The organism is Blattabacterium cuenoti (assembly GCF_014252415.1).
Taxonomy (GTDB): domain Bacteria; phylum Bacteroidota; class Bacteroidia; order Flavobacteriales; family Blattabacteriaceae; genus Blattabacterium; species Blattabacterium cuenoti_Y.
Genome location: NZ_CP059223.1, coordinates 282,093 through 298,693, shown reverse-complemented (window position 1 = coordinate 298,693; position 16,601 = coordinate 282,093). Strand labels below are relative to the sequence as shown.

The 16,601-nt window shown below is 22.0% G+C and carries 15 protein-coding genes and 1 tRNA gene; 9 read left to right on the top strand and 7 right to left on the bottom strand.

The window, feature by feature from the left end:
* Window positions 1-900: a 5'-3' exonuclease gene (locus H0H33_RS01450; RefSeq protein ID WP_185877665.1), complete on the bottom strand. Its 900-nt coding sequence runs from the start codon at window positions 898-900 to the stop codon at window positions 1-3.
* 32 nt (window positions 901-932) lie between these two features.
* Here H0H33_RS01450 and metG point away from each other — a divergent pair, with 32 nt between their 5' ends.
* Window positions 933-2,606: a methionine--tRNA ligase gene (gene metG / locus H0H33_RS01445; protein WP_185877664.1), complete on the top strand. Its 1,674-nt coding sequence runs from the start codon at window positions 933-935 to the stop codon at window positions 2,604-2,606.
* A 13-nt stretch (window positions 2,607-2,619) separates the two neighbouring features.
* Here the strand turns inward: metG and H0H33_RS01440 are convergent.
* The 6 genes from H0H33_RS01440 to H0H33_RS02910 all read right to left on the bottom strand — a co-directional run bounded on the left by H0H33_RS01440 (window position 2,620) and on the right by H0H33_RS02910 (window position 9,420).
* Window positions 2,620-2,705: transfer RNA gene (locus H0H33_RS01440), tRNA-Ser, on the bottom strand.
* 8 nt (window positions 2,706-2,713) lie between these two features.
* Complete coding sequence (lysA, locus tag H0H33_RS01435; protein ID WP_185877663.1) at window positions 2,714-3,931, bottom strand: diaminopimelate decarboxylase; 1,218 nt, start codon at window positions 3,929-3,931, stop codon at window positions 2,714-2,716.
* A 46-nt stretch (window positions 3,932-3,977) separates the two neighbouring features.
* Window positions 3,978-6,380: an endopeptidase La gene (gene lon, locus H0H33_RS01430; protein WP_185877662.1), complete on the bottom strand. Its 2,403-nt coding sequence runs from the start codon at window positions 6,378-6,380 to the stop codon at window positions 3,978-3,980.
* Between the two features lie 148 nt (window positions 6,381-6,528).
* Window positions 6,529-8,523, bottom strand: coding sequence for an NAD-dependent DNA ligase LigA (ligA, locus tag H0H33_RS01425; RefSeq protein ID WP_185877661.1), 1,995 nt, complete (start codon window positions 8,521-8,523; stop codon window positions 6,529-6,531).
* 4 nt (window positions 8,524-8,527) lie between these two features.
* Entirely contained in the window at window positions 8,528-9,181 is a 654-nt protein-coding gene (locus tag H0H33_RS01420) for a HemK family protein methyltransferase (RefSeq protein ID WP_238785626.1), read from the bottom strand.
* 47 nt (window positions 9,182-9,228) lie between these two features.
* Entirely contained in the window at window positions 9,229-9,420 is a 192-nt protein-coding gene (locus tag H0H33_RS02910; RefSeq protein ID WP_238785621.1) for a hypothetical protein, read from the bottom strand.
* 44 nt (window positions 9,421-9,464) lie between these two features.
* Here H0H33_RS02910 and mnmE point away from each other — a divergent pair, with 44 nt between their 5' ends.
* The 8 genes from mnmE to H0H33_RS01380 all read left to right on the top strand — a co-directional run bounded on the left by mnmE (window position 9,465) and on the right by H0H33_RS01380 (window position 16,560).
* Window positions 9,465-10,883, top strand: a complete 1,419-nt coding sequence (gene mnmE / locus H0H33_RS01415) for a tRNA uridine-5-carboxymethylaminomethyl(34) synthesis GTPase MnmE (protein WP_185878131.1) — start codon at window positions 9,465-9,467, stop codon at window positions 10,881-10,883.
* A 33-nt stretch (window positions 10,884-10,916) separates the two neighbouring features.
* Window positions 10,917-12,404 carry a glutamate--tRNA ligase gene (gene gltX / locus H0H33_RS01410; protein WP_185878130.1) on the top strand — a complete coding sequence of 496 codons (1,488 nt, stop codon included), beginning with the start codon at window positions 10,917-10,919 and terminating at the stop codon, window positions 12,402-12,404.
* 24 nt (window positions 12,405-12,428) lie between these two features.
* On the top strand, window positions 12,429-12,779 hold the full coding sequence (gene rpsF, locus H0H33_RS01405; protein ID WP_185878153.1) for a 30S ribosomal protein S6: 351 nt from the start codon (window positions 12,429-12,431) through the stop codon (window positions 12,777-12,779).
* A 152-nt stretch (window positions 12,780-12,931) separates the two neighbouring features.
* A complete protein-coding gene (rpsR, locus tag H0H33_RS02905) occupies window positions 12,932-13,183 on the top strand; it encodes a 30S ribosomal protein S18 (RefSeq protein WP_238785625.1) in 252 nt (83 codons plus the stop codon).
* Window positions 13,184-13,201: 18 nt separating this feature from the next.
* Window positions 13,202-13,651, top strand: a complete 450-nt coding sequence (rplI, locus tag H0H33_RS01395; protein WP_185878128.1) for a 50S ribosomal protein L9 — start codon at window positions 13,202-13,204, stop codon at window positions 13,649-13,651.
* A gap of 60 nt (window positions 13,652-13,711) precedes the next feature.
* The gene (locus tag H0H33_RS01390) at window positions 13,712-14,548 is read left to right on the top strand and encodes a prephenate dehydratase (protein WP_185878127.1); all 837 of its coding nucleotides are present in this window, start codon (window positions 13,712-13,714) and stop codon (window positions 14,546-14,548) included.
* 9 nt (window positions 14,549-14,557) lie between these two features.
* Window positions 14,558-15,706: a pyridoxal phosphate-dependent aminotransferase gene (locus H0H33_RS01385; RefSeq protein WP_185878126.1), complete on the top strand. Its 1,149-nt coding sequence runs from the start codon at window positions 14,558-14,560 to the stop codon at window positions 15,704-15,706.
* The gene (locus H0H33_RS01380; protein ID WP_185878125.1) at window positions 15,703-16,560 is read left to right on the top strand and encodes a prephenate dehydrogenase/arogenate dehydrogenase family protein; all 858 of its coding nucleotides are present in this window, start codon (window positions 15,703-15,705) and stop codon (window positions 16,558-16,560) included. The genes H0H33_RS01385 and H0H33_RS01380 overlap by 4 nt, the downstream gene beginning before the upstream one ends.
* The last annotated feature ends 41 nt before the right edge of the window (window positions 16,561-16,601 follow it).

Here is a 16,601-nt window from a genome sequence, read left to right as displayed (position 1 = left end):
TTATTTTTTTTTATAGTATTTATAAGCTTTTTTTAATAAAGAAAAAAATTCCAATTTATTAAAAATATTTTTAATAGAATCAAAATTAGGATCTTTTATAAAAAATTCATTTTCATTAAATTTAATATTTGGTATATTAGTTACTATTGTTACTAATTGTTTAGACAAAAGACCTATATCTTTATTTATTTCAATTTTTTTTTTAATATTTTTATTAAAATTTTTTATTGAATTAAATAATTTTTCAATAGTTCCGTATTTTTTTATAAATTTTTTTGCATTTTTTTCTCCTATTCCAGGTAATCCTGGTATACCATCAGTAGGATCCCCCATCATAGCCCATAAATCTATTAATTGTTTTGGAGATTCTACATTAAATTTTTTTATTACATCATTTATTTTTAATATTTTCTTTTTTTTTCCTCTAAAAGGAGGTATATATACTTTAATATTTTTTGTTATTAACTGTAAAAAATCTTTATCCAAAGAAATAATATAAACAGTATATCCACAATTTTCTGCTTGACTAGCAATAGTCCCAATAACATCATCAGCTTCATATCCATGATCAGAATGAATAGATAATATTTGAAATGATTTTAAAATTTGAATTATATATGGAATAGATAAAATAATTTCTACTGGTGTTTTTTTTCTATTTTTTTTATATTCGTTATATTTTTTTTTTCTAAAATTTTTTTTTTTATTTCCATCAAAAACAACACCCATATAACTTGGGTTTTCTATGTTTAATAGATTTATTAAAAACTTAGTAAAGTTAACAATAGGTGAGGTATTAAGACCAAATGATGTAAAAAGTGGATTTTTTATATAAGCATAATAGCTTTGATATATAATAGGAAATGCATCTATTAAAAATAATTCTTTTTTATTATTCATTATTTATATTAGTTATTAATTTTTCGTATAGTATGAAAAAATACAATAAATATATAGTAACTGCTGCGTTACCATATGCAAATGGACCAATTCATATCGGTCATTTATCTGGAGTTTATTTACCAGCGGATATTTTTGTCCGTTTTCTTAGAAGAAAAGAAAAAGATGTAATTTTTATATCTGGTTCAGATGAACATGGAGTTCCTATTTCAATACAGGCAAAAAAAGAAAAAAAAACTCCTAAAGAAATTATAAATAAATATCATAATATGATAAAAAATTGTTTTATTAATTTAGGAATACAATTTGATAACTATTCTAGAACTTCTAGTAAAATTCATTATAGAACTTCTATTTATTTTTTTAATAGACTTCACGATAAAAAAAAAATTTTTGAAAAAATTTCTAATCAATATTTTGATAACAAATTTAAACAATATCTAGCAGATAGATATATATCTGGAATATGTCCCTTTTGTAAAAAAGAAGCTTATGGAGATCAATGTGAATTTTGTGGAAGTTCGTTATCTATTGAAGAATTAATAAATCCTATATCCACTATTAGTGGAGCTACTCCTAGTTTGAAAAAAACTAAACATTGGTATATTCCTTTAAATGAATATCAAGATTTTATAACAAATTGGATTTTAAAAAAAAAAAATTGGAAAATCAATGTATATGGACAAGTAAAATCATGGTTAAATAATGGATTAAAACCTCGTTCAATAACTAGAGATTTAGATTGGGGGATACCTGTTCCTAATAGAAAAAAAAAAGTTTTATATGTATGGTTTGAAGCTCCCATAGGTTACATCTCTTCTACAATAGAATGGTCTAATAAAAAAAAAATAGACTGGACTTCTTATTGGAAGAATAAGAAAACTAAGTTGATCCAATTTATTGGAAAAGATAATATTGTATTTCATTCTATCATATTTCCGGTTATTTTAAAAGCATGTGATGATAAATATATTTTACCACATCAAGTACTTGCTAATGAATTTTTAAATTTAGAAAATAAAAAAATATCAACTTCGAAAAATTGGGCGGTATGGATTCATGAATACTTAAATGATTTTCCAAATCAACAAGATTCTTTACGTTATATGTTAATTGCAAACATGCCAGAAAAAAAAGATAGTAATTTTTATTGGAAAGATTTTCAAAAAAGAAATAATACAGAACTCGTAGCAATATTAGGAAATTTTGTAAATAGATGTATGACTTTGGTAAAAAAATATAACAATAAAATTGTTCCATTTCCTGGAGTTTTATCTAAAAATGATAAAAATGTTTTGAAAAAAATTAAAAATTATCCATCTAAAATAGGTAATTTTATTTTAAATTATAAATTTAGAGATTCTATAACATGTTTCATGGATTTAGCTAGAATTGGAAATAAATATTTAACAGATGAAGAACCATGGAATCAAAATAATAAAATACGTGTTAATACTATTATTTATGTATCTATACAGATTGTAGCTATGTTAGCTCAAGTATCAGAACCATTTATCCCCCACGCATCAAGAAAATTATTGGATATGCTTCGTTCTAATCTTATGATTTGGAATCAAATTGAAAATACAGATAAAATATTATTTCCTGGACATATTTTAGGAGATTTAGGAGATGAAAAATTTCTTTTTAAAAAAATAACAAATGAAAATATTGAAATCCAATTAAAAAAATTAAATAAAATTTAAAAAATAATAAAAACGGAGAGAGAGGGATTCGAACCCCCGGAGGTAATACTCCTCAACGGTTTTCAAGACCGTCGCAATTAACCACTCTGCCATCTCTCCTACTATACTTATATTGGAATTTCAATAATGTTTTTAATTAAATCTTTCATTGTTTCTCTTTTTCTTATTAAAAAATCTTTTCCATTTAATATCATTACTTCAGATGGTCTATAACGAGAATTATAATTAGAAGACATAGAATAACAATAAGCCCCTGCATTTTTTATGCATAAAATATCACCTTCATGAATTTCAGATATTTTTCTATTTAGTCCAAATGTATCTGATTCACAAATATATCCTACTACAGTATAAAAACGTGAACATCCATTAGGATTAGAAATATTATCAATATGATGATAAGCGTCATAAAACATAGGACGTATAAAATGATTGAATCCTGAATCTACTCCAGCAAAAACAGTGGAAGTAGTATGTTTTATAACATTAACTCTAACTAAGAAATATCCAGATTCACTAACTAAAAATTTTCCTGGTTCAATAATTAAAGTTATACAATTGTTATTTTTATAATTTTTACATAAATTATTAAATTCATGTGTAATTTTATTACTTAACATTGAAATATCTGTTTTTACATCTTTTTTTTTATACGAAACTTTGAATCCACTTCCTAAATCAATATAATTAACCTTGGGAAAGTCTAATGCTATTTTAAATAGTATTTTTGCTCCTTCTAAAAAAGATTGAATATTTAATATGTCAGAACCAGTATGCATATGAAGTCCATCAATTTTTATTCCTGTATTTTTTAATATTCTTTTTACATGAGGAATTTGATAAAAAGATATCCCAAATTTAGAATCAATATGACCAACTGAGGTTTTTAAATTAGCTCCTGCCATGATATGGGGATTTATTCTAATTCCCACGGAATATTTTGGAAAGTATTCCCCAAATTGTTCTAATATAGATAAATTATCTAAATTTATTCTAACTCCTAGTTTAACAGCTTTAATGATTTCTTGAATAGATACACAATTAGGAGTATATATAATATTTTTAGGAGGAAAACCTGCCATTAATCCTATTTCTATTTCTTGAATGGAAACTGCGTCTAATCCACTTCCAAGTGTATTAAAAAATTTTAATATATTTAAATTTGTATTTGCTTTACATGCATAATTAATAATAAAATTATTTATACCTTTGAAAGCATTTATCATTTTTTTATATTGTTGATAAATTTTATAAGAATCATATATATATAGTGGAGTACCGTATTTTTCTGATAATTTTATTAAATATTCATTATTATGAATCATAATTCTTTACCTAAATATTAGTTATTTTACATTAACATTAATGAATTTATAATAAAGATAAATGAATAACATCATTCATATTTTTTACATAATCGAAAGTTAATCCTTTTAAATGTTCTGGTTTAATTTCTTCTACATCTTTTTTATTTTCTTGTGAAAGAATAATTTCTTTTATATTGGCTCTTTTAGCAGCTAAAATTTTTTCTGTAATACCTCCTACAGGTAATACTTTTCCTCTTAAAGTAATTTCTCCAGTCATTGCTAAATTTGGTCTTAATTTTCTTCTTGTATAACAAGATACCATAGATGTTAACATAGTTATACCTGCTGAAGGTCCATCTTTAGGTACTGCTCCTTCAGGTACATGTACATGTACATTTTTTTCTTCAAACATAATTGGATCTATATTAAATTCTTTATAATGAGATTTAATATACTGTAACGCAATTGTAGCAGATTCTTTCATAACTTCACCTAAATTACCAGTAATACTTAAATTTCCTTTTCCTTTAGATAAAATAGATTCGATATACAAAATATCCCCTCCAAAACTAGTCCAAGCTAATCCTGTTACAACACCTGGTACATTGTTTCCTTCATAACGATCTGGATCACTAGGAATACCTAAAATATTTTCTATATTTTCAATATTCAAACGTTTAATATACTTTTTATTCATTGCAATATGCTTAGCCGCATAACGTGCTAATTTAGCTATATGTTTTTCAAGATTTCTTAACCCAGATTCTCTCGTATAACTTTCAATAACTTTTTCTATTTGTTTATTTCCTAGAATTAGATCAGATTTTTTTAATCCATTTTCTTTTAATTGTTTAGATAAAATATGTTTTTTTACTATTTGTATTTTTTCTTCTACAGTATATCCATTCATTTCTAGAATTTCCATTCTATCTATAAGAGCAGGTTGTACATGAGTTAAGGAATTTGCTGTAGCAATGAATAATACTTTTGATAAATCGTACCCTATCTCTAAAAAATTATCATAAAAATATGTATTTTGTTCTGGATCTAAAACTTCTAACATTGCGGAAGAAGGATCACCATTTGCACCTATACTTATTTTATCGATTTCATCGATAACGAAAACAGGATTTGATGTTCCAACTTTTCGTATAGATTGTAGTAATCTTCCTGGCATTGCACCAATATAAGTCCTCCTGTGTCCACGTATTTCTGATTCGTCATGTAAACCTCCTAGTGAAATACGTACATATTTTCTTTTCAATGCAGTAGCTATAGATTTTCCTAATGAAGTTTTACCAACTCCTGGAGGACCATAAAAACATAAAATTGGAGACTTCATATCCCCCCTTAATTTTAATACAGCTAAATGTTCTACAACACGTTCTTTTATTTTATCTAAACCATAATGATATCGATTCAATATTTTTTGTGCATATTCTAAATCAAAACTATCTTTTGAGTATTTTTTCCAAGGTAAATCTATCATTAACTCTAAGTAATTTCTTTGTACAGTATATTCAGGCATTTGAGGACTAGTTCTTTGCATTTTTAAAAGTTCTCTATCAAACTGTTTTTTTGCTTCTTTAGGCCATTTTTTTTTAGACGCTTTTATGCGCATATCCTCAATTTCTTTTTCGTATGAAATGTCTCCTAATTCTTCTTGTATAGCTTTAATTTGCTGATGTAAAAAATATTCTCTTTGTTGTTGATCCATATCGTTTCTAACACGTGATTGTATATCATTTTTTAATTTAATTTGTTGATGTTCGATGTTTAAGAAACGTAAAGTTTCCATTGCTCTTTTTTTTAAATCATTATATTCCAATAATTTTTGTTTATATTTAGTTGCTAAATTCATGTTAGCTGCTACAAAATTTATTAAAAAAGATGGACTTTCTATATTTCGTATAGCAATACTTGCTTCTGATGGAAGATTGGGATTATCTCGAATAATTTTTATTGCAATTTCTTTAATTGATTCTACTAATGCTATATATTCTTTATCTTTACAAGAAGGTTTTTTCTCTTCTAAAGCAATAATTTCTGCTTTAAAATATGGATTTTTTTGAATAAAACGATTAACCTTAAATCTTTTTTTTCCTTGTAAAATAACAGTTGTATTTCCATCAGGCATTTTTAATAGTTTCAAGATTTTAGCTACTGTTCCAATTGAGTATAAATCTTTTTCACTAATATTTTCTACCCCAGAATTTTTTTGAGTTAATACCCCCACAGTTTTATCCAATTCATAAGCATCTTGTAATAATTGTATGGATCCACTTTTTCCTGCTATGATTGGAAAAACAATACCGGAATATAAAACCATATTTCTTACTGTTAAGATACATAATTGTTTTGGAACATCTCCTTTAACAAGTTGATCTTCTTCATCTTGACTCATTAATGGAATAAATTCCGTTTCAGATTCGAATCCAGATTCGGTAAATATATTTTTTAGTAACATAAAAAAATAGATTTCATACTTACTTAAATAATGATGCAATATGGTAATGATTGTTTCAATATATATAAATTACAATATACTGTTTTCTATTATGAAAAAAAAAATCATTTTTTTAGTTATTATATTATTTACATAATTTTTTTAAAATTTAAATTAATCCTTCTTTTTTTAATATTGATTTAAAATAGTCCTCTGTTAATATTTTTATAAAATTTTTATTAATACTTTTTTTTAATTTTGATCCATAATTTTTACCAACTACAAGAAAATCTACTTTATTATTAATAGTATTATATACTTTTCCTCCTGAATTTTCTATAATATTTTTTGCTTCTATACGAGTCATATCAAATAATTTACCTGTAAAAACAAATGATTTATTTCTAATGAATGAATTCATATAATTTTTTTTATTTGAAAAATTTAATCCACATTGGATTAGCATTTTAATTACATATTTATTTTCTTGATCAGAAAAATAATTTATAATACTTTTTGTTATTTTTTTTCCTATTCCACTTATTGATATTAACTTTTTGTAAGTCGCATTCATTAAATTATTGATATTATAAAAATTATCTGATAATTTTTTTGATATATCTTCTCCAACATGACGAATTCCTAAAGCATATAATACTCTGTGATATGATTTTTTTTTTGAATTATTTATATTATTAATGATATCACTAGATAATTTTTTTTTTATCCTATTTATCTTAATTAAATCATTTATTTTTAATAAGAAAAAATCATGCAAGTAATATAAAATTCCTAATTTATAAAGTTTTTTTATAGTATTTGCTCCTAGTTTTTTTATATTCATTCCGTTTTCACTTGAAAAATGAATTAATTTCATAATTCTTTTTGATGAACAATCATTATTATTACAATAATATAAATTATTTTGTTTTGTTAAAATATTGTGACATGATGGACATATTTTTGAAAAAAAAATTGGGGTATTGATATTTAATCTTTTTTTTTTGTTGATTTTTATTAGTTTTGGAATAATATCTCCACCTTTTTCTATAATAATACTATCTCCATAATGGAGATCATTTTTTTTAATAAATTCATTGTTATATAATGTAACTTTTTTTATAGTAGTACCGGATATAAAAATAGGTTTTATTTGAGCTACAGGCGTAATAACTCCTGTTCGTCCTATTTGATAATTTACATTAATTAATTTTGTTTCTAATGTGTTTTGTTTAAATTTAAAAGCTACAGCCCATTTTGGATATTTTTTAGTAGTCCCTATAACTAATTGTTTTTCATATTCATTTATTTTAATGACAATTCCATCTATTTGATACGATAATTTATTTTTAATTTTTTCCCAATATTTTATAAATTGAAATACTCCATTTAAATCATTATATATCCGTGTATTATAATATTTAGTTTTAAACCCCCAAATATTCATTTGGTATAAAGATTCATATTGAGTAGAAAATTTTTTTCCAATAAGATGAAATGCAATGAATGATAAATTAATATTATACATATTTTCTTTATTTCCAAGAATAATTCCACTTACTGAATTTCTTAAATTCAAATAAATATTTTTTTTATTTTTTATACGAATAGTATTAATTTTGATAAAATTATCTTTTTTTATAAAAATTTCTCCTCTTATTTCTAAATAAGGTGGAATATTATCTCCTTTTAATTTTAAAGGAATAGATTTAATATTGTTTTTAACATTTTTTGTAACATTTTTTCCTTTTGTTCCATTTCCACGAGTTATTGCGTGTTTAAAAATACCTTTTTCATAAATTAAATTAATAGATATTCCATCATATTTTAATTCACAAATAAAAGAATAATTATTTAACAATTTTTTTATTTTTTTGTTCCATCTTATTAAATCATATTTAGAATATACATTTTGAATAGAATACATCTTATATCTATAAGATTTAAAATCTTCATTAGGAGAATGACCTATTTGTAAAGTAGGAGAATTTGAATCATATAATTCGGGATATTTTTTTTCTAAAAAAATTAATTCTTCTAATTTTTTATCAAAAAATGAATCAGAAACCTCTGAATAACCTAAATTATAATATTTATGATTAAATTCTAACAATTGTTTTCTCAATTTATATATTTTTTTTATTATAGTCTTTTTATTATTCATAATCTTAACTATTAATATATTTTGAAAAAATCATTCTTGATGAACCTTGAAAATCTTTTTTTATTTTTATGTCTAAAAAACCTATTTTTTTTAAAAATGATGATATTTTTATATAATAGAGTGAATTTATTTCGAAATAAACATAAACAATACCATCAAATTTTTCTTTTATCCATAAAGAAATTTTTTTATAAAAAATTATAGGATCTTTATCTGAAACAAATATAGCATGATGTGGTTCATGATGAATTATGTTATGTAATAATTTTTTATGAGATTTTTTTACATAAGGAGGATTACTCACTACAATATTGATTGTACTTCTATTTATAATAGATTTTGAAATAGAATTTATATTATTTAGTATATTTATTTTCATGAAAGAGATATCTACATGATTTAATATAGAATTTTTATTGGCAATATTAATAATATAATCAGAATAATCTATAGCATATATTTTGTCTGTTTTATATAGTTTTTTTTTTAATGTAATGCCAATACATCCACTCCCTGTTCCTAAATCAAAAATTTGTAAATTTTTTTGATGAAAATGATTTTTAATAATCCAATTCACAAGTTCTTCAGTTTCTGGTCTCGGAATAAAAATTTTTTTATTAACTATAAATTTCATTCCAAAAAAAATGGAATTTCCTATAACATATTGAATAGGTAAATTTTCTTTTAATTTAAAAATTTTTCTAATTAATTTTTTATAAAAAAAAAATTAATTAGTTCTTTATTAATTAATTTTAATAAAATAGTTGTTTTATCACATTTTAGAACATGAGTAGTTAATAAGAAAAATATATTATCTAATTCCTTTTTGTTTTTATATAAATTTTTTAAATTTTTATGAAAAATATGATAAAAATTATAAATAGATATATAAGTCATGATTACTAAAAATTTTTTTTACTTTAAGATAAAAAAATGAATTTATGTTTTTAAAAGAAAACGATACAATTATTGCTTCAGCAACCCCTTATGGTCCCAGTGCAATTTCTATTATTAGAATTTCTGGAAAAAATTCTATATCTATTGTTGATAGTGTTTTCAGTTCAATAAAAAATGGAAAAAAATTATTAAAACAATCTACACATACAATTCATTTAGGTTTTATTAAAGATAAATCATTTAATACTAAAGGTAAAGTATTTGATCAAGTATTAGTTTCTATATTTAAATCACCTTTTTCTTATACTGGTGAAAATATGATTGAAATATCGTGTCATGGATCTAGTTATATACAAAAAAATATAATAAAACTATTAATAAATAAAGGAATGAGATTAGCTCGTTCTGGAGAATTTACATTACGTGCATTTTTAAATAAAAAATTAGATTTAACACAAGCTGAAGCTATTTCAGAATTAATTTCTTCAGAAAATGAGTCATGTAATGATATAAATATTCAACATATTAAAGGTCATTTATCTAAAGAAATAAAAAATATAAAAAAAAAGTTAATAGATTTTATTTCGATATTAGAATTAGAATTGGATTTTTCTGAGGAACATTTAATATCTTACAATAATAATTGTATGATGTATGATTTAAAAAATATAAAAAAAAAATTACAGTATATTGTTGAATCTTTTTCATTAGGAAATTCTATTAAAAATGGTATTAATGTAGTAATTATTGGAGATACTAATGTAGGTAAATCTACTTTATTTAATCAAATTATTAAAGAAAGTAGATCAATAGTTTCTCCTGTACAAGGAACAACTAGAGATTGTATAGAAGGGACAATAATTTTAGATGGAATTCTTTTTCGTTTTATTGATACAGCTGGTTTACGAAAATCTAACAATTCGATAGAAATTATGGGAATTAATAAAACAATAGAAAAAATTGAAGACTCTCAAGTAATACTATATGTTTTTGATTCATCTATTTCATCAGAAGATGAAAAACAAAAAAAAATTTTTAATAATATTTATTTCTTTAGTAAGAAATATACAAAAAAAATTATATTTACAATAGCGAATAAATCTGATATATCAAATTTTTATGATATTCAAAATTTTAAATCAAATATGTCATATTTTTTCGAAATTTCTGCAAAAAATTGTAATGGTATAAAAAAAATACTTAATACTTTAAGTAGAATTTTTATTAAAAAATTAGAAAATAGTAAAATTATTATTACTCAAATACGACATTATGAAGCATTAAAAAAATCATTAGAAGAAATTTTAATATCTTTTGATATTTTTAATAAGAATCCTTCAGAATATTTAATAATATCAATGCATATAAAAAATTCTTTAAAATATTTAGAAGAAATAACAGGAGAAATAACAAATGATGATATATTAAATAATATTTTTTCTAAATTTTGTATTGGAAAATAATTTTGTATTCTATTATGTTAAATTCTACTACTTATGATCAGAGTTCGTTTTGCTCCTAGTCCTACTGGTCCAATACATTTAGGTGGTATAAGGACAGCCTTGTATAACTATTTATTAGCTAAAAAATATAATGGAAAATTTATTCTTAGGATTGAAGATACAGATCAAGATCGTTATTTATCTCATGCTGAATCGTATATTTTAAAATCATTGAAATGGTGTGGAATAGAACCTGATGAAGGATTTGGATATGGAGGTCCTTATGCTCCATATCAACAATCTAAAAGAGGTCATATATATAGATTGTATTTAGATTTTTTATTAAAAAAAAAATATGCTTATTATGCATTTGATACGGATAAGGATATTAAAATAAAAAGAAAAGAATGTGAAAAATTAGGTGTTAATTTTACTTATGATCATAAAATTAGAATGTCATTAAATAATTCATTAACTATGACAAAAGAAAAATTAACTAAAAAATTAAAATCTAAGATTCCATATGTAATACGATTTAAAGTAACACCTGGATTATCATTAAAAGTACATGATATGATTCGTGGTTGTATAGAATTTAATACAAATTATTTGGATGATAAAATATTATTAAAATCAAATGGAACAGCTACGTATCATTTAGCTAATACTGTAGATGATCATATCATGAAAATTACTCATGTATTAAGGGGGGAAGAATGGATATCTTCTATGTTTTTACACATTTTAATATATCAATCTTTTGGTTGGTCACCTCCTAATTTTGCTCATTTACCATTAATTTTAAATAGAAATGGAAAGGGAAAAATTAGTAAAAGAAATATCTCTTCTTTAGATTCACCATTATTTCCAATTCAATGGATAGAATCAAATACTAATATAAAAATTAATGGGTATAAAGAATTAGGATATTTTCCAGATGCTTTTATTAATATGTTAGCTTTATTAGGATGGAATCCTGGTAATAATAGAGAAATTTTTTCTTTAAAAGAATTAATTAATTTTTTTTCCATTAAAAAAATTAATAAATCTGGTGTTTTTTTTGATAAAAAAAAAGCAATATGGTTTAATAAACAATATATCATTAAAAATAAAAATAAAATTTTTTTATTTTTAGAAAAAAAATTAAAAAATCGTTCTATTTCATATAGTAATGATTTTTTGTGGAAAGTTATCAACTTAACAATTGATAGAGTAAATTTTGTTCATGAAATATGGAATCATACTTATTATTTTTTTATAGAACCTAATTATTATGAAAAAGATTTTTTATATGAAATAAAAGATAAAAATTCTATAGTAGAAAATATAAAAATACTATTAGATAAATTAAATATAGATCCATTCTCATTCAGTCAATTAAAATGTATATTTCAAGGATTAAAAGAAAAAAAATTTTCTATGCAATTAATACGATTAGCTATTGTTGGTAAACTTAAAGGAATTAATTTATTAAAAATTTTAGAAATGTTAGGAAAAAGACATAGTATAAAAAGAATAAAAAAATTTATAAAAAGTATATAATTAATAAAAAATAATTTATGTATGTTGAAAAAACATTATGAATCTATTATGATAATTACTCCAATATTATCTGATGATCAAGCAAAAAATACTGCTAGAGAATACCAAGATTATTTAATTAAAAAAAAAGGAACAATCATTCATCAAGAACATTGGGGATTAAAAAAATTAGCTTATTCTATTCATAAAAAAAAAAGTGGATGTTATCATTTATTAGAATTTGTATTAGATCCTAGTTTAATTTATAATTTTGAATTAAAACTAAAACAAGATGAACGAATTTTACGTTTTTTAACAATAAAATTAAATAAATATGGGGTTGAATATGCAGAAAAAAGAAGAAAAAAATTATTTAAAACAGATGAAAAATTATGACAACTGAAAGTAAAGAAAGTAAAGAAAGTAAAGAAAGTAAAGAAAGTAAAGAAAGTAAAGAAAGTAAAGAAAGTAAAGAAAGTAAAGAAAGTAAAGAAAGTAAAGAAAGTAAAGAAAAAGATAGTGAAGTAAAAAAATCATCAGAAAATAATATTCGATATTTATCTCCAATTAAAATAGAAACTAAAGTAGAAAAAAAATATTGTTATTTTAATAAAAGAGGTATCAAATTTATAGATTATAAGGATCCTATTTTTTTAATAAAATTTCTTAATGCGCAAGGTAAAATTTTACCACGTAGAATTACAGGAACTATACAAAAAAATCAAAATAAATTAAATTCCGCTATTAAAAGATGTAGACAAATTGGTTTATTACCTTTTGTTACAGATGATTTAAGATAAAATAAAAATTATAATCTTATGAAAATTATACTGAAAAAATATGTAGAAAATTTAGGGTTTCAATATGATGAAATTCATGTAAAATCTGGATATGCAAGAAATTATTTAATTCCTAAAGGATTAGCTATTTTTGCATCATATAGTTCCATAAAAAATAATAATGAAATTTTAAAACAACGTAATAAAAAGGATAAATACTTAATCGAAAAATCAAAAGATATAGAAAAAAAATTAGGAAAAATCATAATAAAAATTTATGTAAAAGTTAATAAAAACGGAAAAATATTTGGATCTATTAATAATCAAAATATATCAGAATTTATTAGTAAAAAAGGAATGGATATAAAAAAACAATATATAAAAATTGTTGGTAATAAAGTTATAAAATCAGTTGGAAAATATCAAGCAAATATTCGTTTACATAGAAAACACGAATTTTTATTAGATTTTGAAATCTTATCATCATAAAAATATAATTCAATATACAATACATTTAGAAAAAAATTTATATTGATTTAAAGTATTTATATGAATGTAATAGCGATACAAGGGATAAAAGGTTGTTTTCATCATGCTGCTGCTTCTAAATATTTTGAAAATAATGATTATCAATTAATGGAATGTTATTCTTTTAGAGAATTGGCATCTTATGTAGCAAAATCAGATGTAGATTTTGGAGTTATGGCAATAGAAAATACTATAGCTGGGACCATATTAACCAATTATAATCTTCTATCTGAGTATAGATTAAAAATTATAGGAGAAATTTTTATGCCCATAAAACATTATTTAATAGCATATCCAGGACAAAAAATAGAAGATATAAAAGAGATTATATCTCATCCTATGGCTTTTCTACAATGTGAATTATTTATAGATACATATCCACATATAAAAATATCTGAGTATTCAGATACAGCTTCTGCTGCAGAATATATATCTAAAAATAAAAAAAAAAAAATAGCAGCAATTGCTTCAAAAGAAGCTTCAAATGAATATGGATTAGAAATATTATATGATAATATTCAAACTATAAATAATAATTTTACAAGATTTTTTATAATTAAAAATAAACATCATATTTATAATAATAATTATTTTAATAAAGCATCATTAAGATTAAATATTTCACATACCACAGGTAGTTTATCTAAAATATTAAGTTTAATATCAAATTTTAAAATAAATATGACAAAAATACAATCAATACCAATTGTACACAGTCCATGGGAATATTCATTTTATATAGATATTATATTTAATAACATAAATAATTATGAAAAAATGAAAAAAAATATAAAAAAAATCTCACTTCTTCATCATATGTTAATTATGGGAGAATATAAAAATGGTATGTCTAATTAAATATAGATTATGATTATAAAATCTAAAAATATAAAAAAAATATCTGAATATTTTTTTTCAAAAAAAATTAGAGAAATTAATGAATTTGAAAAAAATGGGATAAAAGTTATTAATTTAGGAATGGGTAATCCAGATATTCTTCCTCCAAAAAGTGTTATATATAAAATGAAAAAAGCATCAGAATTGACACATGCAAATTATTACCAAAGTTCAATAGGATTAGATGCTTTAAGAAAAGCTATTTCTGATTGGTATAATAAAATATATCAAGTAAATATAAATCCTGATAACGAAATTTTACCATTAATGGGATCAAAAGAAGGAATTATGTATATAGCTATGTCTTATTTAGATAAAGGAGATCAAGTTCTTGTTCCAAATCCTGGATATCCAACTTATACTTCTGTATCTAAACTTTTAGGAGCAAAAATTATTTATTATAATTTAAATGAAAATGAAAATTGGATTCCAAATATTAAATCTTTAAAATTAATGAATTTATCAAAAGTAAAAATTATTTGGGTTAATTATCCTCATATGCCAACAGGTGCTGATATTCAAATAAAAAAATTAGAGGAACTTATTCTTTTAGCTGAAAAAAATGGTATTCTTATTGTTTATGACAATCCTTATAGTTGTATAAATAATAATCGTTTTTTAAGTATTTTTAATATAAAAAATGCTAGAAATATAGCTATAGAATTAAATTCATTAAGTAAAAGTTATAATATTCCTGGATGGAGGGTGGGGATGATAATAGGAAAAAAAAATTTTATTAAAAATATTTTAAAAGTTAAAAGTCAAATGGATTCAGGTATGTATTATCCAATCCAAATTGGTGCTATAGAAGCGATGAGATATAATAAAAATTGGTTTAAGATATTAAATAAAGAATATTCTAATCGTAGAAAAATTATATGGGAAATTTGTGATATTTTAAAAATAAAATATTCAAAATATAATAAATCAGGAATTTTTGTATGGGCAAAATTAACTAATTGTGATAATGATTTAGAATGGTCAAATAAATTTTTAAAAAAATATTATACATTCATTACTCCAGGACAAATATTTGGTACTAATGGAAAAGGTTATGTTAGATTTTTTTGTTGTTCCGTAAAAACATTAAAAAAAGTTAAAAATAGAATTCTTTCATGAAAACTATTATTGGTATAATAGGATTAGGATTAATTGGTGGATCTATTGGATTCTCATTGAGAAAATTTAATTATAATGTTATAGGGTTTGATTTTAATAAGAAAAACTCCGATTGTGCATTAAAAATAGGAATTATTAATAAGATTGTATCATTTCAAGATCTAATAAAAATATCATCAATAATAATATTATCTATTCCTGTAGATGAGATAATAAAAATATTAAATAATATTCTTAATAAAGTAAATAAAAAACAAGTTGTATTTGATACTGGTTCTACTAAATATAGTATATGTAAAAGTATTATTTCTAATAAAAATAGAGGACGTTTTGTTGCATCTCATCCAATTGCTGGGATAGAAAATTCTGGTCCTCAATCAGCTAGATACAATCTTTTTTATAGAAAAAATTGTATTATTTGTGACAAAAAATTAAGTGATCCAGACGCATTATTAACTACTAATAAAATTTTTAATATTTTAAAAATGAATGTTAGTTATATGGAGTCTAAAGAACATGATATATACATATCCTATGTATCACATTTACCTCATGTAATATCTTTTGTTTTATCTAGAATCATTTTTAAAAAATTTTTGTATAATAAAAAAAAATTTATCAAAATAATTGGAAATGGATTAATTTCCACTACACGTTTATCAAAAAGTAGTTCTGATACGTGGACACCTATTTTTTTAGACAATAGAGATAACTTAATTGATACTATACATTTATATATAAATTTTTTAAAATCTTTTAATAATCTTCTTTTGGAAAAAAATATTTATAAAATTCATAAATATTTAAAAAAATATAATATAAATAAAATAATTAACGATATAAATTATGAATAATGATTAAAAAAAATATTGTGTAAATTAAATGTAATATAGTT